We start from the raw sequence: 23366 nt of genomic DNA, 5'->3' as shown, positions 1-23366 counted from the left end.
AGGGTGGTGAGAACCTATGGCTTCATTACGTGAGATAAAAACTCGTATAAATTCAACAAAAAAGACGAGTCAAATAACAAAAGCAATGGAAATGACCTCTGCTGCTAAGTGGAATCGTGCCGTCGTAAATGCAAAAGCATTTGTTCCTTATATGGAAAAAATCCAGGAAGTAACAGCATCGATTGCAATTGGCTCAGGCGGAGTAAATCATCCTATGCTGACATCTAGACCAGTTAAGAAAACCGGTTATGTTGTAATGACCTCTGACAGCGGACTTGCTGGTGCATTTAACAGCAACGTGTTGCGTCGTGTTAGTCAAACAATCAAAGACCGTCATAAATCGAATGATGAATTCGCAATCATTGCAGTCGGACGTGTGGCACGTGACTTTTTTGTCAAGCGCGGCATGAATGTGGTCCTTGAAACAATCGGGATTCCAGCTCAGCCTAACTTTGCTGACATTCAAGACATTACCCGGGCAACCGTTGGAATGTTTGCCGATGGAACATTCGATGAACTATATGTCTATTACAGCCATTATCTAAGTGCCATTTCACAGGAAGTCCTTGAGAAGAAGCTTCTTCCACTAACGGATTTAACCGCTTCTAACAATACCATTTCCTATACATTTGAGCCATCTGCAGAAGAAATATTAGAAGTTCTCCTGCCTCAATATGCTGAGAGCTTGATTTTCGGCGCTCTACTAGACAGCAAAGCGAGTGAGCACGCTGCTCGGATGACTGCAATGAGAAATGCAACCGATAATGCGAAAGAATTAATTAATCACTATACATTAGTCTACAACCGCGCTCGTCAAGCGTCGATTACCCAAGAAATCACGGAAATCGTCGGCGGTGCAGCAGCACTTGAATAAGAAAAGCGGAAGCCCCTAGGCGCTGGAGCTAGACAATAAACTTTTATTTTAAAAATGAACCCGATTTAGCGGGCTTGATTATATGTGAGAAGGGAACGATCAATGCGTTCCCGACTCATTTTGTTCAGTATAGAACAATGCGCGTGACCACACTAAGTTCATTTTTCAAAAATGCTTTTGGGTGGTTTCTGCGAAAGAGTAAGTTAGGAGGGAAAACGATGAGCAAAGGACGCGTTCTTCAGATTATGGGTCCGGTAGTTGACGTTAAGTTCGAAAGCGGTCATCTGCCTGCGATTTATAATGCGTTGAAAATTTCAAGTAAAGCGAGTAATGCATCCGAAGTTGATATCAACATTACCCTTGAAGTAGCTCTTCATTTAGGTGATGATACGGTTCGTACGATTGCGATGTCAACCACTGACGGTTTAACTCGTGGAATAGAAGTTGAAGATACTGGTGCACCAATTTCTGTACCAGTTGGTGATGTAACTCTTGGTCGTGTATTTAACGTATTGGGAGAAACGATTGACCTTGCTGCTGAAATTCCAGCAAGTGAGCGCCGTGATTCCATTCACCGTGAAGCACCAACATTTGAAAACCTTTCTACTCAGGTAGAAATTCTTGAAACTGGGATTAAGGTAGTAGACTTACTTGCCCCATATATTAAGGGTGGTAAGATTGGTCTATTCGGTGGTGCCGGTGTAGGTAAAACGGTATTAATCCAAGAATTAATCAACAACATCGCACAAGAGCACGGTGGTATTTCCGTATTCGCGGGTGTTGGTGAGCGTACACGTGAAGGTAATGACCTTTACCACGAAATGACGGATTCAGGCGTTATCAAGAAAACAGCGATGGTATTCGGACAAATGAACGAGCCGCCTGGCGCACGTATGCGTGTTGCTTTAACTGGTTTAACGATGTCTGAGTATTTCCGTGATGAGCAAGGACAAGACGTGTTGTTCTTCATGGATAACATTTTCCGTTTCACTCAAGCAGGTTCTGAGGTTTCCGCGCTACTTGGCCGTATGCCATCTGCCGTAGGTTACCAGCCAACTCTTGCTACTGAGATGGGTAAATTACAAGAGCGTATTACTTCTACAAACTTAGGATCAGTTACATCGATCCAAGCGATTTATGTACCAGCCGATGACTATACGGATCCGGCTCCGGCTACAACATTCGCTCACTTAGATGCAACAACAAACCTTGAGCGTAAGCTTTCTGAGATGGGTATTTACCCAGCGGTGGATCCTTTGGCTTCAACATCTCGTGCATTGTCACCTGATATTGTTGGCGAAGAGCACTACAATGTAGCCCGCCAAGTACAATCAACATTACAACGTTATAAAGAGTTACAAGATATTATCGCGATCCTTGGTATGGATGAACTTAGTGATGATGATAAGTTAACGGTACAACGTGCGCGTCGTATCCAAGTATTCTTATCTCAAAACTTCCACGTTGCTGAGCAGTTTACTGGCCAGCCAGGTTCTTATGTACCTGTTAAGGAAACGGTTCGTGGTTTCAAAGATATTCTTGAAGGTAAGTATGACCACCTTCCAGAAGATGCTTTCCGTCTTGTTGGACGGATTGAAGATGTGCTTGAGAATGCAAAACGCATGGGCGTTGAGGTCTAAACTGAGCCTGGAGGGTAAAAAATGAAGACGATTAAAGTCAGTATTGTTACTCCCGATGGCCCGGTGTATGAATCAGATGTAGAAATGGTAAGTACCAAGGCAACAAGTGGTGATTTAGGTATTTCGCCTGGTCACATGCCGTTGGTTGCCCCGCTGGAAATTACTTCTGTTCGTCTGAAAAAAGGCGGTAAAACGGATTATGTTGCGGTTAGTGGTGGATTTTTAGAGGTCCGTCCTGATCAAGTGACGATTTTAGCTCAATCAGCGGAACTTGCTTCTGATATTGATGTGGAACGTGCCCTAAAAGCGAAGGAACGTGCAGAACAGCGTATGAGAGACCATCATGCTGAGCATACCGATTTCAGACGTGCTGAGCTTGCCTTACAGCGTGCCATCAATCGCCTCGCCGTATCGGAAAGAAGATAGTTTATATATCGTACGAAAACCCCTTTGGTGGCAATTTTTAGGATTGTTGCTGAAGGGGTTTTTTGTTTTGTATTTGGAATGAAAGAGAACTCCATTTACCGAGGAAGGAAAAAAGAGCCTCAGTGGTGAGTGTTGATGGGTTTTTTAATATGGGGAGGTTACCTTTGCCAGTCTTGCGACTGGCTTTTTCTGGTGGGTTTGTGCTGATAATAGAATATTTGCATGAATTGGGTGTGAGTGAATATGATTGTAGAGGGACATGTTTCCATAAAATGTGAGTTGTATTTTGGATGGTTGGGCAAATTACTTTTTTAGAAGAATATAAGTTATGAATGAAAAAGAGAAATTAGATGAACTTTTTATGACAAATCTCACTGACATTGTTCACAACTTGTTGTTAAATAGGGGGTGTTGTCGAATTTATTAGGTATTTAGGTTCTTGCGAACCTCTACTAGGCACGTCATCTTCCGCTAACGCTCCAGATCACGTGCGCTAAGATTCTTCCTTCTTAATAGAGTTTGTCAGGTTCGCTTTTGCGTCATCTCTGATGTTATTCAAGGAGGCTTTTTCAGCGAGAGCACGCAAACGCTCAGGGGAGGGGACCCGTGTCGACTAACTGGTTCGGGTGTAAAATTGAAATTCTACCCGCCGGATGCTAGCGCATCCTGCGCTTCAGCTAGCGCTGAAGCTGGCAAAATTCCCAGTTGAAATTCTCTTTGGAGAGCGAGCTCTCAAGAGCCTTTCAACCGGGAATTTCGCGGCGGATAGTATTCCAATTTTTATGAATTTGGCTTGTCGACACGGGTTTGTAACAATGCTATAATGAATTCGGTTACAATATTCATTAGTATGAAAATTTACAACATTGGAGGGGATGGACATGGAACTTCTAAATGTATATCAGAATAATTATCTGATTGTCTTTGCGTTCCTATGTCTTGGGGTGCTGCTGCCTGTGGTGGCGTTATATTTAGGTAAGCTTCTGCGTCCGGATAAGCCGAGTGCTGCGAAGTATACCACATATGAGAGCGGAATTGAGCCATTTCACGATTCCCGTGTACAGTTCAATGTCCGCTATTATATTTTTGCCCTAATGTTTGTTATTTTTGATGTAGAAACCGTGTTTTTATATCCATGGGCGGTGGCCTATGATAAATTAGGGATTTTTGCACTAATCGAGATGTTAATTTTCGTTATTATGTTATTAATTGGCCTTGTGTATGCCTGGAAAAAGAAGGTGCTACGATGGAATTAAAACTAGATGGCATTTCACAACAAGAAATGGCCGAGTTACAGCGAAATGTATTTATGACTACGCTAGAGCAAATTAAAGCTTGGGCTCGGAGCAGTTCGATCTACCCGGTGACATTTGGTCTGGCTTGTTGTGCGATTGAAATGATGGGTGTGGGTGGAGCGAACTATGATTTGGACCGTTCGGGTTCGTTTTTCCGGACGTCACCGCGCCAGTCGGATTGTATGATTGTGTCTGGAACTGTGACGAAGAAGATGGCACCAATTTTACGAAGATTATATGACCAAATGCCTGAACCGAAATGGGTCATTGCGATGGGTTCCTGTGCAACCGCAGGTGGGCCGTATGTGAAGTCTTATTCAGTCGTTAAGGGAGTCGATCAGATTGTTCCTGTCGATGTATACATACCTGGATGCCCTCCAAACCCAGCCGCTTTAATTTATGGAATCAATAAATTAAAGGAAAAGATTCGCTATGAGGCGAAGACTGGGAAGAAGGTGATCTAACCAATGAGCGGGGAAAAAGATCTTGAGCAGTTAAAGAAGGAAGCGGTCGCGAAGGCGAAGGCCGCAGCGGCTGCGAAACGGGCGGCGAAGGCCGCAGGGGAAGCTGCACCAGCGCCGAAGCAGGAGGAAAAGCCAGCGGAGGAGCCGTTTAGAGCTGAAGCACCAGCACCGGCAAATGACGCAGACGATCTCGCGAAGAGAAAGGCTGAGGCGGTAGCGAAAGCAAAGGCAGCCGCTGCAGCGAAGCGTAAGGCGATGGAACAAGGTGGCAGTTCAGCTCCGGCCGAAGAATCGGCGCCAGCGGAACCGTCTGAACTAGCAGCGGATGACAGCGACGACCTAGCGAAGAAAAAGGCAGCAGCGGTGGCGAAAGCAAAAGCGGCAGCCGCAGCGAAACGAAAAGCGATGGAAATCGCAGGCGGTACAGCCCCAGCCGAGGAAACCGCACCAGCTGAACCTTCTGCATCAACGGAAGATGAGAGTGACGATTTAGCGAAGAAAAAAGCAGCAGCGGTGGCGAAAGCGAAAGCGGCGGCCGCAGCAAAACGAAAAGCGATGGAACTTGCAGGTGGAGCAGCTCCAGCAGACGACGCAGGCGAAGGCGACAACGCCCCAGCTGAAGACGATGCCAAGGCGAAAGCAGTGGCGGCAGCGAAAGCAAAGGCAGCCGCAGCGGCGAAAGCCAAAGCAGCCGGAGCGGATTCTGACGCGGCAGCGGGTGGCGATGATGAGAAGGCCAAAGCGATTGCGGCCGCCAAAGCGAAGGCGAAAGCAGCAGCAGCAGCCAAAGCGAAAGCCGCCGCAGCAGGAAAAGCGGATGACAGTGCCGCTCCAGCAGCTGCAGAAAAGCCATCACCAAACCAGCCAACCCTAGATAAGTATGTGAAGGTAATAACCGAACATCTAGGTGCTGATGTTTTAGAAGATTCTTATATTAATAAACTTTCTAAGGATGTTCCAACCCTAGTGGTCAAGCGTGATACGTACTTCAAAGTGGCTCAATTTTTAAAATATAATGAGCTCTTAGGGTTCGATTATTTATCCGAGATCCATGGGACAGACTTTGTCACACATATGGAAATATATGTTCACTTGTACTCATACAAAAACCGTCAATCTGTTGCTTTTAAAGTGAAGATTGACCGCGGCGAACCAACAATCGAGTCCTTACAGCCGCTATGGGCAGGGGCAGAATGGCCTGAGTGCGAAGCCTATGATTTACTGGGAATCAAGTTTACAGGACATCCGGACTTACGACGCATCCTGCTTGGCGAAGATTGGGTAGGCTATCCACTGCGCAAAGATTATGAGCCGTACGACGTGGAGGTGTAACCAATGATTAGAACAGAAGAAATGATATTAAACGTCGGTCCTCAGCATCCAAGTACGCACGGAGTGTTCCGTCTTGTCGTTAAAATTGATGGGGAAATTATTACCGAAGCAACGCCTGTCATCGGATATTTACACCGGGGGACAGAAAAATTAGCCGAGGACCTGCAATATACACAGATTATTCCTTATACAGACCGGATGGACTATTTGTCTTCGATGACCAATAACTATGTGATCTGCCATGCCGTCGAAACGATGATGGGGATTGAAGTTCCAGAACGAGCGGATTTCTTACGTGTGATTGCGATGGAATTGAACCGGATTGCCAGCCACTTGGTTGCCTGGGGGACCTATATCCTTGACCTTGGTGCAACCAGTCCGTTTATCTATGCCTTCCGTGATCGTGAAATGATTATCAATATGCTGAACGAACTATCAGGGGCACGCTTGACTTTCAACTATATGCGTGTTGGCGGTGTGAAGTGGGATGCACCTGAAGGCTGGATTGAAAAAGTAGGCAGCTTTGTTCCGTACCTGCGAGGTCAGCTGAAGGGCTATCACGAGTTGGTGTCTGGTAATGAAATCTTCCTAGACCGGGTGAAAGGCATCGGGAAGTATACGAAAGAAGAGGCGCTTCAGTATTCACTGAGTGGACCGAATCTGCGCAGTACTGGCGTGAAATGGGATTTACGTAAAGATGAACCATACTCGGTTTATAACCGTTTTCATTTTGATGTACCGACTTCTGAGGAAGGCGATTGCTTAGCCCGCTACCATTTACGCCTTGACGAGATTGAAGAATCCTTGAAAATCCTTGAACAAGCCGTGGAACAATTCCCAGGTGAAGGACCAATCTTAGCGAAAGTGCCGAAAATTATTAAGGCACCTAAGGGAGAAGCCTTTGTCCGAATTGAATCACCGCGCGGAGAGATTGGCTGCTATATTTATAGCGACGGCAAAAAAGAACCGTACCGCTTAAAGTTTAGACGGCCATCCTTCTATAACCTGCAAATTCTCCCGAAATTATTAAAGGGTGAAAATATTGCAAACATGATTGCTATTTTAGGGGCAGTTGATATTGTCCTTGGGGAGGTTGACGGCTAATGATAGAAGAATTGCTCCAGTCAAGTCCGAGTTGGGCTAACTTTGGAATTTTCTTTTTACTCGGTGCTGTCTTGCTTTTAATCGTATTAGGATTCGTAACATACGGAATTTTAGCAGAGCGGAAAGTCTTAGGTTACATGCAGCTGCGCCATGGTCCCAACCAGGTCGGCGGTAAATGGGGACTATTGCAAACCGTCGCTGACGTTCTCAAGCTGTTACTGAAAGAGGACATCATTCCGAAGGCTGCCGACAAACCATTATTTATTATTGCGCCAGTCATTGCCTTTGCACCGTCCTTTATGGTGCTGGCCACTATGCCGTTCACGGACAAATTTCAGTTCGCTGACATCGGTGTAGGATTACTTTATTATATTGCGGTGAGCGGATTAACTACTTTCGGCATGCTGCTTGGCGGCTGGGCCTCGAATAACAAGTACGCCCTCCTTGGAGGCATGCGTGCATCAGCCCAGATGATTTCCTACGAAATCCCGCTGGTTATGTCAGTACTAGGTGTCATCCTCTTAACTGGAAGCTTAAATCTAAATGATATGGTCGAAGCACAAAAGCATGGCTGGTTCATTCTTTTACAACCAATCGGCTTTATCATCTTTTTCATTGCATCGATTGCCGAACTAAACCGGACACCATTTGACTTGCCGGAATCGGAAAACGAACTAGTCGCTGGATACCACGTCGAATATACGGGATTCCGCTGGGCCTTCTTTATGCTCGCAGAATATGTGTATTTATTCGCAATGTCGGCCCTGATTACCGTCGTCTTCCTTGGCGGTTGGCTGGCACCGATCAGCTTCTTGGACTTTATCCCGGGTGCGGTCTGGTTCGCGGTTAAATTTAGTGTCGTCGTCTTTGTTTATATCTGGCTGCGGGCAACCCTACCGCGTTTCCGTGCCGATAAACTCATGGAATTTGGCTGGAAAGTCCTCCTGCCAATCGCATTAGCGAATATATTCCTAACAGCTTTAATAAAGTCATTATTTTTCTAAAAGGATCTCGTGTGTGGCTGCGGTATGTTATAGCACAACACAATGGTGCCTGACACCAAACAAGGTGTAGACAGTAGAAATGGTGCCTAACACCAAAAACAATCTTTAAAATGTAAAAGGGGTGAAAAACGTGCTTGGATTAGCAAAAGGCTTGAAATATACCCTAAAGAACTTGACGAAAGAAAAGGTTACTTATGATTATCCGAACAAGCCGATTCCACTGCCCGACCGTTTTCGCGGTATTCAAAAGTTTTACCCGGAAAAGTGTATTGTTTGCAATCAGTGCATGAACATCTGCCCAACTGATTGCATCGATTTAACGGGGAAGAAGCATCCGGACCCAACGAAAAAAGGGAAAATCATTGATACCTACGATATCAATTTTGAGATCTGCATCCTTTGTGACCTATGTACAGAGGTATGCCCGACAGAAGCGATCATCATGACCAATAACTTCGAGCTCGCTGAATACAGCCGTGACATGTTATTTAAAAACCTAGAATGGTTAGATGAAAACGACGAAAACATACGGCAGGTGAATAAACCATGACCTTTTCGGGGGAATTCCTCGCCTTTATGGGGCTCGCGCTTGTCGCCATTATCGGCGGTGTGCTGCTTTTAAACCTTACCAAGGTTGTTCATATGGTTGTTTCACTGATTTTTACCTTTGTGGCAATCGCTGGTATCTACGTGGTGCTGTCCGCAGAATTTGTGGCAGCCGTGCAAATCTTAATTTATTCAGGTGCTATTACGATCATTATGCTGTTTGGAATTATGTTAACGAAGCATCATGATGAACATGAACCGAAAACAGGTAAATGGAGAAAAATCCTCGTCTTCGTAGGGGTTGTCGGCTTTGCGTTTGCCGTTTATCTTGGTATTTATGATTTCAATATTGAACAGGTTCCGACCACCTTGCATGAAAATAACACGATGCAAATTGGTAAGGCACTTTACTCAAAATACATCATACCGTTTGAGTTAACGTCTGTTTTACTATTAGTCGCCCTGGTGGGTTCGATTATCTTAGCAAAAAACGAGAAGAAGGAGGCGGATGACAAATGAGTTCTGTTCCCGCTTCAGCCTTCCTGGCACTAGCACTGATCTTGTTTTGCATCGGTCTATATGGTGCGCTGACAAAAAGAAATACCGTAATTGTCTTGATTTCGATTGAATTGATGCTGAATGCCGTGAATATTAATCTCGTCACCTTCAGCAAATATGGCATGGCGCCATCGATAACAGGCCAAATCTTCGCCTTGTTCGCAATCAGCGTCGCAGCTGCCGAAGCAGCCGTCGGTCTAGCCATCCTAATCTCGCTCTACCGCGCAAGAAAAACTGTCAATATCGACGAAATGGACACAATGAAAAACTAAATTTGACTTTCAACAAAATTCGAATGGTGCTTCATATCATTCGAAAGGGGATAGTGATAATGATGGAGAATGCATGGCTCATACCGCTTTTCCCGCTATTATCGTTTTTGATCCTTCTTCTTTTCGGGAAGCGACTGAAGGAAGCAAGTGCTTATGTGGGGATTCTTCTCACGCTGGCATCGCTTGTCTACTCGATTTTAGTCTTATTCGAGCGCTTCAGAGAGCCAACCTATGTCACGAAATTTGACTGGCTCACGATAGGAGATATGCATCTAACAGCGGGCTTTGAAGTGAATCAATTAAATGCATTAATGCTGTTTATCGTATCGCTCGTAAGTTTCTTAGTACATACCTACTCCAAAGGTTATATGCAAGGGGACGAGCGGTTTCCAGTATTCTATGCCTATTTAGGACTATTTACGTTTGCGATGCTCGGGCTGGTTATTTCGCCTAACCTGCTGCAAACCTATATTTTCTGGGAACTTGTCGGCGTCGGTTCCTTCCTATTAATCGGTTTTTATTTTTACAAAGAAGAAGCTAAGGCTGCCGCTAAAAAAGCCTTCATCATGACCCGGATCGGGGACGTGGGCTTATTTATCGGCATGATTCTGCTATTCTGGGAAACCAAAAGCTTTGAATATAGTGAAATTTTCGCGGCCGTCGATGCCGGTGCGGTGTCAGGAACCATGATCACCTTAACTGCCATCCTGATTTTCATTGGGGCCGTTGGTAAGTCGGGCCAGTTCCCGCTTCACACATGGCTTCCTGATGCGATGGAAGGTCCAACACCAGTATCGGCGTTAATCCACGCGGCGACGATGGTAGCGGCTGGGGTTTACTTGGTAGCGGCACTATTTCCACTGTTTGAGGCGAGCCGTACGGCGCTCCTTACGATTGCGGTGGTTGGCGCATTTACGGCGATTTTCGCGGCAAGCATTGGTCTGGTGCAAACCGATATCAAACGAGTACTCGCGTATTCAACCGTTTCACAGCTGGGCTATATGATGCTTGCCTTAGGGTCTGCCGGCTATGTTGCTGGGGTATTCCACCTAATGACACACGCCTTCTTCAAGGCGCTTCTATTCTTAGCAGCCGGTTCCGTCATTCACGCGGTACATACACAGAACATCGAAGAAATGGGCGGACTTTGGAAAAAGCTCAAACTGACCGGACCGCTTTTCTTAATTGGAACACTCGCAATCAGCGGTGTCCCAGGGCTTTCCGGATTCTTCTCTAAAGATGAAATTTTAGTAGCAGCATGGGAAGGCGGACATCCAATCTTGTTCTTCTTAGCACTCGCAGCTGCCTTTATGACCGCATTTTATATGTTCCGCTTGTTCTTCATGGTCTTTACGGGTGAGGCTCGCGGCAACCAAACACATGTCCATGAATCACCATCCAATATGACCTTACCAATGATTATCCTCGGCGTTCTCGCTGTTGTCGCTGGTTATGTCAATACACCTTGGTTTGGAACGTTCCTTGGCGATTGGCTTGTCGATGGCAACGAAGCGTTAGCACACCAAGGCCACGTTGAAGGTCCAGGTTGGATTATGATTGCGGCCACGGTTGTTTCCTTAGCGGGAATTTACCTTGCGTATTTGATGTACAACAAGCGTTCCATTGCCCGCAACTGGTTAAGCGGCACGGGTGATACGTTACACACGATTTTATTAAACAAATACTACGTTGACGAGTTTTATCAATTAACGGTTGTCGCCTTCACGAAAGGAGTCAGCTACTTCTTACGTTTCATTGATGTGTTCCTTGTCGAAGGACTCGTCAAGGGCGTGGTCGGAATTGTCCAAGGACTTGGTGCAGCAGGTTCGAAACTGCAATCCGGACAGGTTCAAACGTACGGCGCGGTGGCCTTTATCGGCCTAGCGGTACTTGTCGTCATCTTTGCATTAACAGGGGGGTACTTACGATGAATTTAACATCCGTTCTTTCAATCCTAGTATTCTCCCCTTTACTAGGTATTGTAGTTTTAGCGTTTATGCCTAAAACGGCAGAAAAATCAATTAAAGTGGTTGGCTTTTTAGCCACCTTGCCGGCCTTACTGCTGGCGCTCGCTGCCTACCTTCATTTTCAATGGGGTAAGGATTTAGCCGATTTTGCGGTCTCAGCAAAGTGGATTCAATTTCATGGGATCAATGCCCCTGAGCCCTATTTTTCCGTTTACTATGAGCTTGGCCTAAGCGGTTTCCAACTCCTGCTCGTTGTCCTTACGGCGGTAGTGGCGACTCTTTCGGCGATTGCCGGGGCAAAGTTTGTGAAAAAAGAATGGAAAGGCTATTTCATGCTGTTCCTCCTTTTAGAAATTGGAATGCTCGGCGTGTTTACAGCGGAAAACTTAATTCTATTCTTCATCTTCTTTGAAATTACGCTTATTCCGACCTTCTTCTTAATCGGAAAATGGGGTTATTTTGAAAAAGAAAAAGCAGCCTACAGTTTCTTAATTTATAACGGACTGGGCTCTGCGATTCTATTAATTGTCATTATGATTCTTTTTGCGAAAACAGGATCAACCAATATTGATTATCTAACGCAATTGATGGCAAAACCAGAGGCACCGCTGTCTAGTGACTTGAAAATGGGCTTATTCATTGGACTTTTGCTTGCGTTTGGTGTGAAATTGCCGATTTTTCCGTTACACAGTTGGATGCTAAAGGTCCACGTTCAAGCGCCGCCATCGGTGGTTATGATCCACTCAGGGATTCTCCTGAAGATAGGTGCGTACGGATTAATTCGTTTTGGAATGGGCATTTTTCCCGAGCAATTTGGGACTCTTGCGACGTTGATTGCAGTCCTTGGAGTGATTAACCTCCTCTACGGGGCGTATCTAGCGTTCATTCAAACAGATTTTAAAATGGTTTTGGCTTATTCCTCCATATCTCATATGGGGATTGTGTTAATCGGACTTGCGGCGATGAATGAGACTGGGGTTCAAGGGGCGATTTTCCAAGTAATTTCGCACGGATTGATTTCCGCGCTGTTGTTCTTCTTGGTTGGCGTCCTGTACGAACGCACCGATACGTCACTGCTTGAAAACTTAGGTGGAATGGCGAAGGGCATGCCGATTGCAGCTGGCTTCTTGTTGGCCGCTGGGATGGCGTCGCTTGGCTTGCCAGGGATGTCTGGATTTGTCAGTGAGTTTATGGCCTTCCTTGGACTTTTTAAAGAAATGCCGGTGATCGCTGCAGTAGGTACGCTCGGGATTATTATGACCGCTGCTTACTTGCTTCGCGCGGTTTTAGGAATCACATATGGCAGGGCACATCGTGAATTTGCGGGCGTTCTTGATTTGAAGGGCGTCGAATTCGTGCCAGTGCTGGTTCTGATGCTGTTAATTGTGTTAATTGGTGTTTACCCAAGTGTCCTAAGCGCGCCATTAAAAACTACACTTGAAACCATCATGCTAGGGATAGGAGGGTGATGAAGGATGAGTCTTGAGACCTTGCAACAATTTCATTGGAGTGCCATGACACCAGAGTTCATCATCCTTGGTGTAGCCGCACTTATTACACTTTTAGATTTATTTATGCCGAAAAATCAAGACCGCAGAATTCTTGGCTGGATCGGGATTGTCGCCATTATCGCGGCCCTTGTCTCCGTGCTTAATCTAGTCGGCGGACCTGTAACATCGATTTTGGATGATTCGTTCCGCTTAGATAGTTTCGCGATGGGCTTTAAATTATTGCTGCTGGTAGGGGCAGGACTGGTTATGTTATTGGCTGTCAGCTACGAGGCAAAGGATGGTTTAGAGGAATATCGTGGTGAGTTTTATTACTTGTTCTTATCGGCCTTGCTCGGTGGAATGATTATGACCTCCAGCGGCGATTTAATTACGCTGTTCATTGGCTTGGAATTGTTAACTGTTTCTTCTTATATTTTAGCGGGCATCCGCAAGTACAATTTAGAATCAAACGAATCAGCGATGAAATACGTCATCAATGGCGGAATTTCTACAGCGATCACGTTGTTTGGGATGAGCTATGTGTACGGTTTAACAGGCTCCACCAACTTAGTGAAGATTGCCACCAGCTTGTCCACCGTGGCAGATGGCCAACAGTCTTACCTGTTAACGCTGGCTTTTTTGATGGTGTTTGTGGGGTTAGCCTTTAAATTGGGGGCGGCGCCGTTTCATATGTGGGCACCTGACGTTTATCAAGGTGCGCCTACACCGGTTACTGCTTTTCTAAGTGTGGTTTCAAAAACAGCTGGTTTCGTGATTGTGCTTCGTATTTTGTTAACGGTCTTTCTCGCCGCCGTATCGGTAGGCGATACAGAGAAGCCAATCTTGCTCGAAATGCAGGATTACCTTGCCTTCATCGCAGGAGCAACGATGATTATCGGTAACGTGGTGGCGCTTAAGCAGTCGAACATTAAGCGGATGTTTGCTTATTCTAGTATCGCGCATGCGGGATATATACTCGTCGCATTAACGACGCTGAACTCGAACATCTTTTATTCGATTTGGTTCTACCTGCTTGCTTACTTGCTCATGAATATGGGGGCGTTTGCCATCATTCAGGTTGTTACCGAAAAATCAGGTTCTGCGAAGATTGCTGATTTCGCTGGATTGTATCGTCGTTCGCCCGTACTTGCAGTTGTAATGGGTCTCTTGCTTGTGTCACTGGCAGGTTTCCCGGGCACAGCTGGTTTTATTGGAAAACTAAACATTTTTATCGGGGCATTTACTGGCAATACCCCGCATTATGTGCTCGCATCGGTAATGATAGCGACGACTGTTGTTTCATATTTCTACTATTTCGGTGTGATGACGCAAATGTTCTTCCGTCCAGCAAGCGACGACAGCAAGTTCAAGATTCCAGCTGGAATCATGATCGTTTTGCTTGTTGCGGTGGTCGGTTCGGTACTATTTGGTGTAATGCCGAATATTGCGCTTGATTTTATGCAAAATAACCTAAATAACTTAGCGGACTTTTTCAGCTAGTCTAATGGGGGAGAATCGGCTTGCTGCTTTGGGGAAAGCAGCCGGTCAAATTAAAGGGGTCTTAATATAGGAAGAAGGAGAGGTTGGGGAACCTCTTCTTTTTTTTCGGGCTTTTTACAAATTTATGGACGATTACTACATATTTTCCGGAACTTACTACATACTTTGGACCTCTTACTACACATTCTCGGACGCTTATTACACATTTGACGAAACTTACGACATTCGCTGGATATTAATGGAAACAAGCAAGCTGCAGCCAACGATTTCGCTGCTGCAGCTTGTTTGTATTTTTCATTAGAATTTGTTATTCAAAGCAGGGTTTTGATTTCTAATGGTATTGAATCGATTTTCCTCATTATCAGGGGCAGGCTCTACGTCTAAAGGAATATCTTCTTCGATCTTATTAGTGAGTGGTCTCGTTTATTGACCAGGACGAGGATCTTTCCTTGTTCCACGGACTCTCCATAATACTTTGCGTCATCGTCGGGAATTCCAAGTCCGATCAATGCTCCAGTTAATCCTCCTAAACCAGCACCGGTTAAAGCGCCCATGATGCTGGCGGCAACCGGACCTGAAGCTACAATCGGGCCGATTCCTGGTATTGCTAGCGCATCAAGGCCGGCTAATAGTCCCGTTGCCCCGCCTAGTTCTCCACCTGTAATCGCACCTGTAGCAGCGGTTTCTTCAGCTACCGTATCTGTTTCGTCTGTGACGAAATCAACATGATGAGGATCTTTTCCGATGACACTGATTTCTGACTTCCTGTATCCCCATTTTTGTAAATTCTCAATCGCTGCAATGGCCTCTTGTTCGGATTGATACACACCTACAATGTTTTTACCATGCTTGTCCATTTTTGCTCCTCCTCCTAATTGAATTTGAACAAATCTTTTAGAAGTGCAAGTCTGCCTTGCATATTGGTTATATTCCCGTTGGAAAGGAATTGAAACCTTTTTTTTCTGTGAGGATCATCCACAGCCCGAAAACAGGGTGTTAAATTTAATTCCTACAATTAAATGCCCTCTTTTGAAAAACCCCAGTTAAAAGCTTAAAAAAATTTTTTTAAAAGTGGCCGGTTTCTGCCATAGGTATAAAGACCAAGGGCAAAAAGGAGGATTTACTTTCCTCATTCATCTCTTAAAATACATAGAAGGAGGTAGAGTAACATGATCAAAAGAGTGATTGTCCTTTTGGTGCTCTCATCAATTTTAGTCACATTAGTTTGGGTTAAAAATCATCCGACTGCACCAGTTAACAATATAAGTACGAAAAGCGATGTTTCATCTAAGTACACGACAGTAGAATACAAGATTAGCAAGATTAAGGGGAAACAATATTACGGTGAAGGTGAGAACGGGGAAGAAATCGTTTTTGCTGCTGAAAAAATTGTTTCGGGCGATAACATACAAGTTCATGATGACGTCATTTGTTATTTTGAAAAGAATAATTTAGGCAAGGGGCTTGTAAAAGTCGAGAAGAAATAATCATAGAAAGGAACATTAGTATGAAGGAATTTACCGTTTGCTATACGTTTGATCATGAGATCATTACCGAAAAAATAATCAAAGGTTTAGATGTAAATAAAGAAGATCTCGAACGAGAAATTGTTGAAATGATGGATCGTAACAAATACATTATTGTGAAAAATAACGAAGGGAATTATGTGATTAATTCCTATTTAGTCCGTTATGTACGGATTATGAATGAAAGAATATTAGTCAAATAATTAAATGATCCTCTATGATGGGTAATATCCATCCTCCTAAAACCACGTAAAATTCTCATTACATATCAAAAAAAGCTGGGGCAGTAATCCACCCCAACCACTTATTACTGCATTTTCTCATTGAAAAATTGAACCGAATACATGGCCCCTTCACTGACCATATTATTATCTTCTAAATCATGCGGGTGAGGGTTTCCTCCTTTTTTTCCTAGGAAACAATGCTTTTAAAAAAAAGAAATGGCAGAAGAAGTAAAAGGATCGTTAGAAAATATGTTTATTTTTTAAAAATGGATGGAAAAGGAAACTATTAAGGCCGACTTTGTGATAGAATAAACAATGTGTGAAAAAAGGGGGGCACAGAGTGATAAATGATTTTGGGCAAATTGCCGTGTTAAGTATCCTGTCACATATAGTGTTTATATCGATTTCCTGGTGGGCCTTACAATCTGTTCGTTTGGATCAATTGCTGAAACCCAACCGTGTATTTCAGGCAAGATTACTTTACATATTATTGGCTATTATCATTGGTTCATCTGTTAGTAATTTTTTCCTGGATTATCTTCAATGGTCGCAGCAACTGCCTTTACTCCTCCAAAATTGATAATTGGTAAAAAATTAGTACTTCGTACATGTTCCTATTTGTCAAGAAATTGAGTACAATCTTCTTTGTGTGGAAAAATAACATCAATGTGATCTGTCATATACGTTGGAACTTGTCTAAAAGTGACGACATTTCCCAAGTATGCTACTCCTCAACCTGGTAACAATGGTAGTAAGGGGGAGTAGAGATGAAGAGAAAGAGTCAAATCCTTTTGAGCGTAGTTACAATCATTGGTTTAATCTTGGTTGTTATTGGGAACCAAACAAGTGAAGCGAACGGAAGCGGAATCGGCTCCATTTTTGAAAAAGAAATGGACTTAATAAAAATCGGCTCTATTTTACAAGCCGAAAATATTTTGCTCGATCAATGGACTTTTTATGCAAGAGAGCATTTGGATGGCATGGAAAGTGAGCAGGAAGTTAAGGACTATGCTAAAGAGCTTCAAGCGAAGTTTCCTGATTGGGAATGGTCTGTTAGTAATACCAGCCAAAAATGGGAAGTAACGGCAGTATCTCCAACATCTAAACACCACAAAGAAATGCTTCAAATTATGGCAACCCACACAAAACAACCTGTAAATGCGTATATAGTATATAGTATCAGTGGTAAACAGTGGAATTCGGCGACAAAGGCCTTTTTCACAACGAGTCAATTTAAATCTAGGCTTACCGACATATTTCGAGGAAAACCAACAGTTTTCTCTTGTATGAAGGGTACGGTCGGTGATAAGATTGATAAGTCTTTACCAGAAGCGGCAAATCAATTGCTGTCAAGATTTAAGGCAAAAGAGGTCGAAGCGTTAAAAGAGGAGTCTTTCATGTCTGTTTCGGCGAATTCGCCGATGTTTACGAACTCCATTGAAAATCAACGAGATAACATGAATTTACAAATTGGCATACGCTCCGAAGGATTGGGCGCTAAGACTACCATCGTAGTTGGCACACCAATCATTACGATTGAATATTAATATAGAGAAAATGGACGCGGAGGGGAATACTCTTGGAAAAGATCATCGTCCGCGGCGGAAATAGGCTAGATGGAACGGTTAAAGTGGAAGGCGCAAAAAATGCCGTCCTGCCTGTACTCGCTGCAACATTATTAGCAAGTGACGGAAAAAGTGTAATTCGTGATGTACCTACACTCTCCGATGTATACACAATTAATGAAGTTTTACGCAATCTAAATGCTGAAGTGTCGTTTGAAAACAATACAGTTGTGGTAGATGCATCCAAAGCGTTAAAAGATGAGGCGCCATTCGAATATGTTCGAAAAATGCGCGCGTCTGTGCTTGTCATGGGATCATTACTCGCCCGTAACGGTCGTGCACGTGTGGCCCTGCCGGGTGGCTGTGCCATTGGATCCCGTCCTATCGATCAGCATCTCAAAGGCTTTGAAGCTATGGGAGCTACGGTCAAGGTAGGTAACGGCTTTATTGAAGCGGAAGTAAACGGCCGCTTGCAAGGTGCTAAGATTTATTTAGATTTCCCAAGTGTTGGGGCAACTGAAAATATTATGATGGCTGCAACTCTTGCAGTCGGTACGACAATTATTGAGAACGTGGCAAAAGAACCAGAAATTGTGGACCTAGCCAATTTCTTAAACAAAATGGGTGCTAAGGTTCGTGGCGCCGGCACTGGAACTCTTCGTATTGAAGGTGTGAACGTGTTATTTGGTGCAGACCACAATATCATTCCTGACCGAATTGAAGCTGGTACCTTTATGGTTGCAGCGGCGATTACAGGCGGTAATGTATTGGTAAAGGGTGCTGTTCCTGAACATTTATCTTCTTTGATTGCAAAGATGGAAGAAATGGGTATCACGATTCGTGAGGAAGAAGATGGCGTACGTGTCATCGGAACGGATCGCTTGAAGGCTGTCGACATCAAAACGATGCCGCACCCAGGTTTCCCAACTGATATGCAATCACAAATGATGGCATTACTGCTTCGCGCAGACGGAACTTCTATGATTACGGAAACGGTATTTGAAAACCGTTTTATGCATGTTGAAGAATTCCGACGCATGAACGCAGACATTAAGATTGAAGGCCGTTCTGTAATTCTAAATGGCTCTTCCAATTTACAAGGTGCCGAAGTATCTGCGACCGATCTTCGTGCCGCTGCTGCCTTAATTTTAACTGGTTTAGTTTCCGAAGGCATGACACGCGTGACTGAGTTGAAACACTTAGACCGCGGGTACGTAGACTTCCACGGCAAACTAGCAAGACTAGGTGCCGATATCGAACGTGTCAGTGAAGCTGACGAAACGTTCACAGAGATCCAAAACCTTGTATCAGATATGAATGCATAAGTAGTTTGCATGGCATTTGTATCAGAGTCGGGTAAGATAGCACTTTTACTGTAATAATGAGCAATCGCAAAACAACGGGGCCTGATGTTGAATCGGGTCCTTTTTTATTTGCCTCAGTGGGTGATTTGTTCTCTTGGTGAGGACAAATGTCCACGGATGGTGTCAGGCACTAGCAAGAGACATTTGTCCACGAGTGGTGCCTGACACCAAGGTCAGTTTTATAAAAAAATTCGTAATAAATGCTTGTCCGCCTCCATATGTATTAATTGAGACGCAACCCGCCTGTGGATTTGGTGTGGTTGTGAATTTGCGAACTGGAGGCACTATCATGGAAAAAATCAAACCATTCGTCGTACTAGCAGCAGTCCTCATTGCCTTAACATTAATTATTCCCGCGGTCCTTGTTTTACCGTTTTCTGATGAGCATCGAGCGAGCGGAAAGTTAGGGGAGGATCTGGCCAAGACCCCCGCTAAAGAAGAAAAGGCGGTGCCGACTTCCTCAGACCCAGCCGTCGATGTCGCAGTATTTCGGACTGCAAGATCTACCATTGAGAGTGTCCAATTAGAAGATTATCTCGTTGGTGTTGTCGCAGCAGAGATGCCCGTTGATTTCAAAGAGGAAGCACTCAAGGCCCAGGCACTAACAGCGAGAACCTATATCGTCAACCGATTAATTAATAAAGATACGTTGGGCGTCCCAAAAGGCGCGCAGGTGACGGACACCCAAATCCACCAGGTTTACATGAATGATGATGAGCAGAGGAAGGATTGGGGAGCAGATTATTCCTGGAAAAAGAAGAAGATCGTAAATGCCGTTCGGGCAACGGCGGGGCAAATCCTGACCTATGACGGCAAGCCGATCGATGCCTTGTTCTTCTCGACTGGTAATGGCTATACGGAGAACTCGGAAGACGTCTGGTCAGGAAATTTCCCTTATTTACGAAGTGTATCAAGCCCGTGGGATAAAGAATCTCCAAAATATAACAGTCAAAAGGTCATAACCGTCCATGAGTTTGAAACTCGACTTGGTGTGCACCTAGGTTCGGGGTCGACAATCGGAAAAATTGTCGACCGGACGGAGGGCAAGCGTGTTGGTAAGGTAGATTTCAATGGGAAAGTTATCTCAGGAGTAGAAATCCGCGATAAACTGGAGCTGCGGTCATCTGACTTTGCGTGGAAACGCAAGGGGGACAATATTGTGATTACGACAAAGGGATTTGGCCATGGTGTCGGAATGAGCCAATACGGGGCGAACGGAATGGCTAGCGAAGGCAAGGATTATCAAGAGATCGTGAAACACTACTATAAGGGCGTAAAGATTACATCTGCGGATCATATGCTGGATACGGTCACCGCGAAGAAATAATAGGAAAATAAGCTAAGCCGGGCTGGGAAGATTTATAGCCTGGCTTTTTTTGTCTGGGTTTGGTGGGGGGAAATGGGTGTCGACAGTAAAAATCGGAAAGTGGACAGTAAGGGTTCCGAACTGGACAGTAACCTATGAAATGTGGACAGTAAAGCTCCGAGAACCGACAGTAACTTGTTCAAAGTGGACAGTAAACCACCACACCCGCCTTTCTCTCCTAGTTACTACATACTAAAATAAAAAATCTTCTAACTGTAGTTGTCGATTTTTGCAGGAATTTCGGAAGGAAAAAAAGAAATATTGATAAAAAGGAAAGGAATGATGCTATGTTTTGTAATGAGTGCACTATTTCATTAAGAATTAAGAAACTAGAAATACTTCTGCAAAGACTGCCATACAATCATCCAGTTCATCCCGAGGTAGTGGCGGAATATAAAAGTAGGATGGCAGGTTATCGAGGGGAAAAGTCATTACTCTTTTACTTAAACATGCTCCCGGATGAAAAATATTACATATTCCATGGAATTCGTCTTTTATGCAAAGGATACTATTTTCAAATGGATTACCTAATCCTATGTTCGGCATTTGTGCTGGTCCTTGAAGTGAAAAATATTAGTGGTGAGTTGAAATTTGAAAAAGACTTTAATCAAACGACTTGTAAAAAGAAAGGAACGAGGAAAGAATCAGGAACCCCGTCTTACAAGCAAGGCTTCAAGCGAAGAAGCTTAAAGGCTGGCTGCTCGATCATAATTGCCCTGCAATACCTGTCCATTATCTTGTAGTAAATAGTAATGAAAAAACCACAATTACCTCATCCCCAGGAAACGAACAGATCACCCGACATATTTGCAATAGCGAGGATTTAATAGACAAAATAGATCAACTAGCCAATTTTAATAAACAGGAAAAATTAGATAGTAAAGAGATGAAAAGAATAAAACGGCTTCTCCTCACAAGGCACACTCCTAAAAATCCAGATATTCTTAAACAATTCAACCAATCTCCAGCTGAACTCCTCAAAGGCGTAAAATGTCCCACCTGTAGCTTTTTACCAATGCTTTTGCAAAACGGAACATGGAACTGTCCCAACTGTAAACTTAAATCGAAAACAGCCCATAACCCAACGATCTATGAATATTTTTTTCTGATTAAGCCTTCGATAACAAATGCGGAGCTGCGCGAACTTCTTCAAATTCATTCCATTATTATTTCAAGTAAGTTCTTAACCGCAATGAAGCTACCCTTTACTGGGACATATAGAAATCGGATCTATCCCCCAGCACCCGGCTAATCAAAAATGAACCACCGCAAAAATGCAGTGGCTACACCCGCTCCAATACCTTCCCAAGCCTAGTAAACTTCTCTTTAAATAAGGCCCCGCGGATAAAATAAAAGCACACGCTGATTCCGGTGAAATCTTTTACGAGGTCAAACCAAGACGCTGAGCGGTAGGCATAAAAGGATTGGTGGATCTCGTCGCTGATTCCGTAGAGGCCAGCGAATACGGCGCAGGCTATGTTTAAGGCTGGCGTGAAGGCGTTTCGGCGGGTCAACATCGCTAGCACTAGCAAAACATACAAAATTGCGAACTCTATTAAATGCAAGGATTCCTTAATGGTGTGATCGACTTGGGAATCAGGAAGCTTTACAAAATGGTCCGCTGGCAGGCTCGACATAATAAAAATCGCCACCATATAGGCAAACGGAAGCCCCCGTAAAACCCACTTTAAAATGTTCATATATATTTCCTCCTATAAGGACGAGAAGACTTTTTTCCCCTCTAAAAAATAATTTTTTCACCTTCATGCATAAAAACTTAATCACTGTCGAAAAATAAGTTCAAAAAAATTTTTTTCGCTAGTGTATATAATTCTACTTATCTGTTCAGAATGATTGCTGAGGTGATGAAAATGAGAGAGGAAGAAAACAAGCGATCTTCTCAAAGTTCCAGCGTTAAACGCTTTTTCAAAAAGCGTTGGGTATTTCCAGCCATCTATATTGCAAGTGCAGCAATCATTTTGACCGCAGTACTATGGTATCAAACAAGCAACAATGCGTCCGACAAATACGATTACAAGTCCACTGATATTGCTGGTAAAAAGGGTCAAGAGCCGGCAGTCGAAGTTAGCAAGACATTTGAAGACTTCAAAATGCCAGTGAAAAATGCAGACGCAGCTGTCGTGAAAACGAAATTCTATGATTTCAATGGTAAAACTGAAGACCAGGAAGCGGCATTGGTATTCTACAACAATACCTACCGACCAAATACTGGTATCGATGTAACCATGAAAGACGACGAGTCGTTTGACGTTGTTGCATCATTAAGCGGTACGGTTACACGTGTTGAAGAAGATGCAGTCCTTGGAAATGTCATTGAATTGGAACACGACAATGGTATTGTAACACAATATCAATCCGTTAAAGACATAAAGATCAAGGTTGGCGAAGAAGTAAAACAGGGACAAGTTCTTGCCAAGGCTGGACAAAGCTTGTTCAATGAAAAAGCTGGAACACATGTACATTTTGAAATTCGTAAAGATGGAATTGCTGTAAATCCTAGTAACTATTTTAACAAATCGTTAAGCACTTTACAGGAAGCAAAACTTTCGGATGAAAAAGCAAGCGAATCAGTCGAAACTCCACAAATGAAGGAAGAAGAGCAAATGATTGAAGATCCAGAAAACTCTTCTGACCAAGATAAAAATATGGACGACGATTCAACTAACTCTACAGAAAAAACAAACTCATAATAAAAACGTACCAAAGGGGAAGGGGAATTCTTTCCTCTTTTTTTTGTACTTATTTTATCTGTAATAAATGGTTAAAACACCATTTTTTGTATATTAACGGTATAATTATAATTATTAGTGCTTGACACCAGATTTCGT

26 protein-coding genes are annotated in these 23366 nt (G+C 43.8%); 24 read left to right on the top strand and 2 right to left on the bottom strand.

Features of this window, described 5'->3' with window-relative positions:
- The first annotated feature begins 16 nt into the window (after positions 1 to 16).
- The 15 genes from atpG (at position 17) to ACJ004_RS17875 (ending at position 14773) form a co-directional block, all read left to right on the top strand.
- Positions 17 to 874, top strand: a complete 858-nt coding sequence (gene atpG / locus ACJ004_RS17945) for an ATP synthase F1 subunit gamma (protein WP_410894500.1) — start codon at positions 17 to 19, stop codon at positions 872 to 874.
- Between the two features lie 218 nt (positions 875 to 1092).
- Positions 1093 to 2514: a F0F1 ATP synthase subunit beta gene (gene atpD / locus ACJ004_RS17940; RefSeq protein WP_410894499.1), complete on the top strand. Its 1422-nt coding sequence runs from the start codon at positions 1093 to 1095 to the stop codon at positions 2512 to 2514.
- A gap of 21 nt (positions 2515 to 2535) precedes the next feature.
- Positions 2536 to 2940 (top strand): F0F1 ATP synthase subunit epsilon, encoded by a 405-nt coding sequence (locus ACJ004_RS17935; protein WP_410894498.1) that lies wholly within the window; start codon positions 2536 to 2538, stop codon positions 2938 to 2940.
- Between the two features lie 881 nt (positions 2941 to 3821).
- Positions 3822 to 4196, top strand: a complete 375-nt coding sequence (locus ACJ004_RS17930; RefSeq protein WP_218347041.1) for an NADH-quinone oxidoreductase subunit A — start codon at positions 3822 to 3824, stop codon at positions 4194 to 4196.
- A complete protein-coding gene (locus ACJ004_RS17925) occupies positions 4187 to 4699 on the top strand; it encodes a NuoB/complex I 20 kDa subunit family protein (protein ID WP_088090195.1) in 513 nt (170 codons plus the stop codon). Before ACJ004_RS17930 ends, ACJ004_RS17925 begins: the two co-directional genes overlap by 10 nt.
- Before the next feature lie 3 nt (positions 4700 to 4702).
- On the top strand, positions 4703 to 6031 hold the full coding sequence (locus tag ACJ004_RS17920; RefSeq protein WP_410894497.1) for an NADH-quinone oxidoreductase subunit C: 1329 nt from the start codon (positions 4703 to 4705) through the stop codon (positions 6029 to 6031).
- Between the two features lie 3 nt (positions 6032 to 6034).
- Positions 6035 to 7135, top strand: a complete 1101-nt coding sequence (locus ACJ004_RS17915) for an NADH-quinone oxidoreductase subunit D (RefSeq protein ID WP_410894496.1) — start codon at positions 6035 to 6037, stop codon at positions 7133 to 7135.
- Positions 7135 to 8139, top strand: a complete 1005-nt coding sequence (gene nuoH / locus ACJ004_RS17910) for an NADH-quinone oxidoreductase subunit NuoH (protein WP_410894495.1) — start codon at positions 7135 to 7137, stop codon at positions 8137 to 8139. The genes ACJ004_RS17915 and nuoH overlap by 1 nt, the downstream gene beginning before the upstream one ends.
- Before the next feature lie 130 nt (positions 8140 to 8269).
- A complete protein-coding gene (nuoI, locus tag ACJ004_RS17905; RefSeq protein ID WP_144551613.1) occupies positions 8270 to 8689 on the top strand; it encodes an NADH-quinone oxidoreductase subunit NuoI in 420 nt (139 codons plus the stop codon).
- Positions 8686 to 9204: an NADH-quinone oxidoreductase subunit J gene (locus ACJ004_RS17900; protein WP_410894494.1), complete on the top strand. Its 519-nt coding sequence runs from the start codon at positions 8686 to 8688 to the stop codon at positions 9202 to 9204. Before nuoI ends, ACJ004_RS17900 begins: the two co-directional genes overlap by 4 nt.
- Positions 9201 to 9515, top strand: a complete 315-nt coding sequence (nuoK, locus tag ACJ004_RS17895; protein ID WP_026568243.1) for an NADH-quinone oxidoreductase subunit NuoK — start codon at positions 9201 to 9203, stop codon at positions 9513 to 9515. Before ACJ004_RS17900 ends, nuoK begins: the two co-directional genes overlap by 4 nt.
- 59 nt (positions 9516 to 9574) lie before the next feature.
- Entirely contained in the window at positions 9575 to 11446 is a 1872-nt protein-coding gene (gene nuoL / locus ACJ004_RS17890) for an NADH-quinone oxidoreductase subunit L (protein WP_410894493.1), read from the top strand.
- Positions 11443 to 12951 carry an NADH-quinone oxidoreductase subunit M gene (locus ACJ004_RS17885; RefSeq protein WP_410894492.1) on the top strand — a complete coding sequence of 503 codons (1509 nt, stop codon included), beginning with the start codon at positions 11443 to 11445 and terminating at the stop codon, positions 12949 to 12951. Before nuoL ends, ACJ004_RS17885 begins: the two co-directional genes overlap by 4 nt.
- 6 nt (positions 12952 to 12957) lie before the next feature.
- The gene (gene nuoN / locus ACJ004_RS17880; protein WP_410894491.1) at positions 12958 to 14472 is read left to right on the top strand and encodes an NADH-quinone oxidoreductase subunit NuoN; all 1515 of its coding nucleotides are present in this window, start codon (positions 12958 to 12960) and stop codon (positions 14470 to 14472) included.
- A 124-nt stretch (positions 14473 to 14596) separates the two neighbouring features.
- Positions 14597 to 14773, top strand: a complete 177-nt coding sequence (locus ACJ004_RS17875; RefSeq protein WP_410894490.1) for a hypothetical protein — start codon at positions 14597 to 14599, stop codon at positions 14771 to 14773.
- Positions 14774 to 14852: 79 nt separating this feature from the next.
- Here the strand turns inward: ACJ004_RS17875 and ACJ004_RS17870 are convergent, their stop codons facing one another.
- Positions 14853 to 15329, bottom strand: coding sequence for a general stress protein (locus tag ACJ004_RS17870; protein WP_410894489.1), 477 nt, complete (start codon positions 15327 to 15329; stop codon positions 14853 to 14855).
- A 312-nt stretch (positions 15330 to 15641) separates the two neighbouring features.
- On the opposite strand from ACJ004_RS17870, the gene ACJ004_RS17865 reads away from it, so the two are divergent.
- The 8 genes from ACJ004_RS17865 to ACJ004_RS17830 all read left to right on the top strand — a co-directional run bounded on the left by ACJ004_RS17865 (position 15642) and on the right by ACJ004_RS17830 (position 21260).
- On the top strand, positions 15642 to 15959 hold the full coding sequence (locus tag ACJ004_RS17865) for a hypothetical protein (RefSeq protein ID WP_410894488.1): 318 nt from the start codon (positions 15642 to 15644) through the stop codon (positions 15957 to 15959).
- 20 nt (positions 15960 to 15979) lie between these two features.
- Positions 15980 to 16201, top strand: a complete 222-nt coding sequence (locus ACJ004_RS17860) for a hypothetical protein (protein WP_410894487.1) — start codon at positions 15980 to 15982, stop codon at positions 16199 to 16201.
- Positions 16202 to 16562: 361 nt separating this feature from the next.
- Positions 16563 to 16802, top strand: a complete 240-nt coding sequence (locus ACJ004_RS17855) for a DUF1146 family protein (protein WP_410894486.1) — start codon at positions 16563 to 16565, stop codon at positions 16800 to 16802.
- Positions 16803 to 16989: 187 nt separating this feature from the next.
- On the top strand, positions 16990 to 17769 hold the full coding sequence (locus ACJ004_RS17850; RefSeq protein WP_410894485.1) for a YwmB family TATA-box binding protein: 780 nt from the start codon (positions 16990 to 16992) through the stop codon (positions 17767 to 17769).
- A gap of 32 nt (positions 17770 to 17801) precedes the next feature.
- Positions 17802 to 19112 (top strand): UDP-N-acetylglucosamine 1-carboxyvinyltransferase, encoded by a 1311-nt coding sequence (gene murA / locus ACJ004_RS17845; RefSeq protein WP_410894484.1) that lies wholly within the window; start codon positions 17802 to 17804, stop codon positions 19110 to 19112.
- Positions 19113 to 19440: 328 nt separating this feature from the next.
- A complete protein-coding gene (gene spoIID / locus ACJ004_RS17840; protein ID WP_410894638.1) occupies positions 19441 to 20478 on the top strand; it encodes a stage II sporulation protein D in 1038 nt (345 codons plus the stop codon).
- Between the two features lie 76 nt (positions 20479 to 20554).
- Positions 20555 to 20713, top strand: coding sequence for a hypothetical protein (locus ACJ004_RS17835; protein WP_410894483.1), 159 nt, complete (start codon positions 20555 to 20557; stop codon positions 20711 to 20713).
- Between the two features lie 91 nt (positions 20714 to 20804).
- Entirely contained in the window at positions 20805 to 21260 is a 456-nt protein-coding gene (locus ACJ004_RS17830) for a nuclease-related domain-containing protein (RefSeq protein ID WP_410894482.1), read from the top strand.
- Between the two features lie 540 nt (positions 21261 to 21800).
- On the opposite strand, the gene ACJ004_RS17825 is transcribed toward ACJ004_RS17830, so the two are convergent.
- On the bottom strand, positions 21801 to 22217 hold the full coding sequence (locus tag ACJ004_RS17825; protein WP_410894481.1) for a VanZ family protein: 417 nt from the start codon (positions 22215 to 22217) through the stop codon (positions 21801 to 21803).
- 171 nt (positions 22218 to 22388) lie between these two features.
- Here ACJ004_RS17825 and spoIIQ point away from each other — a divergent pair, with 171 nt between their 5' ends.
- Positions 22389 to 23228, top strand: coding sequence for a stage II sporulation protein SpoIIQ (spoIIQ, locus tag ACJ004_RS17820; protein WP_410894637.1), 840 nt, complete (start codon positions 22389 to 22391; stop codon positions 23226 to 23228).
- Positions 23229 to 23366 lie beyond the last annotated feature (138 nt).

It is taken from the genome of Neobacillus sp. 204 (genome assembly GCF_046562815.1).
In the GTDB taxonomy this organism is placed as follows: Bacteria; Bacillota; Bacilli; order Bacillales; family Cytobacillaceae; genus Neobacillus.
Note: the sequence above shows the minus strand (reverse complement) of the source record. Positions and strands in the feature narration are given on the sequence as shown.